The organism is Neomegalonema sp. (genome assembly GCF_028688855.1).
GTDB lineage: Bacteria > Pseudomonadota > Alphaproteobacteria > Rhodobacterales > Rhodobacteraceae > Neomegalonema.
Window position 1 is genome coordinate 1 of sequence record NZ_JAQTXI010000045.1, and the last position, 3,018, is coordinate 3,018.

The 3,018-nt window shown below is 42.3% G+C and carries 1 protein-coding gene and 1 pseudogene; one reads left to right on the forward strand and one right to left on the reverse strand.

Features of this window, described 5'->3' with window-relative positions; translation table 11 throughout:
* Positions 1 to 1,073: 1,073 nt before the first annotated feature.
* A pseudogene (locus tag PHN62_RS17345) lies at positions 1,074 to 1,617 on the reverse strand (transposase); the annotation flags it as partial.
* Positions 1,618 to 1,999: 382 nt separating this feature from the next.
* Between PHN62_RS17345 and PHN62_RS17350 the strand changes: the two are divergent.
* Positions 2,000 to 3,018: Ig-like domain-containing protein (locus PHN62_RS17350; protein WP_300152692.1), on the forward strand; the 1,019-nt coding region annotated here is incomplete at its 3' end.

Genomic DNA, 3,018 nt, shown 5'->3' on the forward strand with positions numbered 1-3,018 from the left:
GTTTCCCAAAACATGGCTCAAGCCTCTTCTAAGGTACCTTCGACACCTGATTATACATCGTTGACATTGGTAAATTGAACACTCCTTGGGCAATGTAGGTGGTAGATCTCAAGATTAGTGACAGCATCTTTTCCACTATGACTTAGCTTTACGATATAGCTGCTGTGGGTGGTACAGGGTTTGTCGGAGACTACTTTTCAGTGCGGCAAAGCACTGTGCTGCAGGATCTGTTGAGTATTGCGGTCTGAGCCCATAAGATCGGAGGTGGTATTCGCGATGGGTTTCAAAGCCAGCAGATGGAGCTCCTGTATGGTGCGGCATTTCATCGTGGGTATCCTGAGAGGTATCATCTGCCATTTTTCTTTGAATAAGAACTCTCCGAAGCAGAAGAGGTGTGTAACCCGTCTTTTCAACAACATTGTCTGACTAATCTTGGTTTGAGGGGGGATTCCAAGTTGCCTTGTCGACCTCCAGCCGTGTTTTTATCTCGGTTTTTAAACACTAGTTTTGCGGCCAAAGCTTTGCTACTAAATGAGTGCGTCAGCAATCATTGCAGAGCTTTCGCGTAAGGTGGTTTCAACCTCTATCTAACCCATTATAGATTGGCATTTGCTTTTTTCTTGTTCCTTTGTCCACATCACCCTAGGAGGGTTTTTACAAACTGCTTTCCTAATGGGATTGATATGAGATTTTTACTTTTCACTTACTGAAGTACATCGGCCTAGGTGTCTGCTGTCGACAGGGAGGTATGTGGAGGCACGAATCTGCAATCGAAAGATGGGATTCCCACTTCCATTACGATTTTTGTTTGAGCGTTAAGCTATTTTTACTCAGTCAACTTAACGATCGTTACGCAGATTTACGTATGTTCACCATGCCGACTATCTAGTTCTTGTTTGGCTATGGCTGCGAAAAGGGTCTACTTCTCAAGATTGATACCCCGCACCATACGGTGCCTCGTTACATTGTTAAAAGCGTTCTTTATTCAGTCTTCTAGATTCGTCCAGTGACACGGGTTGTTTTCCTGCGGGGGGATAATTTTATTAAGCGACTTCGTGTCGCACTTCGATTCAATTACTGCCTATTGGTATATTCCCATCATCCAAATAGTGGATTAAGGCTTGTCAGCGTTTTAGACTGTAATTGATCGCTTTTGCTGTAGGCGAACTCTTGGGTGCTTTATTCTGATTTGCTTTCAGCCAAGCGTACAGTTGTCGCATGATCGGTTGACTGTCCTGTTGCCTTTGTTGGTCGCGGTGTTTGACACTACAGTTACAATGCGCATGCGCCATGTAACCCACATCGATGACCTGGTCTGATTTAAGGCATGCCTTATAATCACTGTAATCATCACATACCAAATGACCTTGCCAGCTTATCAAGAAATCTTCAGCATGTTGACCTGCCCGACTCAGTTGGAAGTCATAAATGACGGCCTGAATGGGATTGTGTAGTGTAGTGGTATAGTCCCAAACATAACCTTTCTTCGGTTTATTCCTGGCAATCTGCATTACAGTCATTGGTGTTCCATCTGCATGTATAACCTGCTGTTGTAGCACTAGCTGTTTTTTTTAAGGTTTCTGCTAATAGCGCCAGCTTAACCCCGCAGCATCCAATCTGAGCATTGCTCCACAAGGGGTGGGTATGTTTGTGGAATTTAGTCCGTAAAATAGGTGATTTATAAGTGTGCTGCGTAGTGTGTGCAGGCGGTTAATATCATGACTTTAAATTAATCAGCCAAACCGAATCCTGGATCTGTATGCTTATTTGAGTGATTTACTAAGAAGGTATCCAACAAATAAAGCAACTCAGCTAGAAGGATTGTTTCACACCGGTGGAAACCTGAGCCGAATTCAAAATATATATGGGGTTTAGTAGATGGTTGCGAAGAAACATCAAACTGTGAATTAGTTGGTGAAAATTGCTTAAAATGTGCTTAAAGTAGTTTATAATAACTCATATTCTGCTCAATTTTATAATGTCTTTTAGGTCTAAATAAATGTCAAAAATTATTGTTGTAAATAAAGATACATTAAGCAAATTTGTTCCTGAAAATAATCAGTTAGTTCTGAATGATGCATCAATTATTCATCTTAGTCTGCACGAAGAGGATGTGCAGGAATTTGTAAAAGAAGGCAATAATTTAATTTTAAAATTAAAGAATGGCGAAACCATCATAATTGAGAATTTTTTTGTAGAATATGAAGATAAACAAGTATCAGATCTAGTTTTTGAAGATAATGAATGTGGATTTTTATGGTTTGACTGGAATGGTGGTGTACCTTTATTTAAAGAAATTACAGGATTAGAGGCTTTGTTGCCTGTTGTATCGGGTAGTAGTTCACTTTTACCATGGATTATAGGTGGAGGAGCTATCATAGGTGGTATTATTGCCGGACAAAATAGTGATGATAAACATCAACAAGATAAAGATACGATTTCCCCACAGGCTCCCATAGTTATCTTGACCACCGACAGTGGCAGTGACAATAAAGATGGCATCACCAACAAGGGTGACTACACTGTTTCGGGTATCGAAGATGGTGCGACCGTTGAATACAGCACTGATGGCGGTAAAACTTGGAGTGCCGATAAACCTGTTGCGCAGGAAGGTGAGAACAGCTTTAGCGTTCGTCAAACTGACAAAGCGGGGAATGTTTCGGATTCGACAGACATTAAATTCACATTAGATACGCTTGTACCGACAGCGACGCTCAGCATTGATGCGGTTACAGCGGACAACATTGTGAATGCTGCGGAGGCAGGAACAGATGTGACGTTGACCGGTAAGGTGACTGGTGAATTTACCGTGGGCGATACCGTCACTCTGACCATCAACGAGAAAACATACACGACTGATGTTAAAGCAGGCGGTAGTTGGAGTGTTGATGTTGCAGGTAGTGATTTGGTGGCTGACGGCGACAAATCAATCGCAGGCAGTGTGGTGGTGCATGATGTCGCAGGCAACCCTGCGACAGTGACATCTGATAAGGGCTATGTCGTTGACACGACATTACC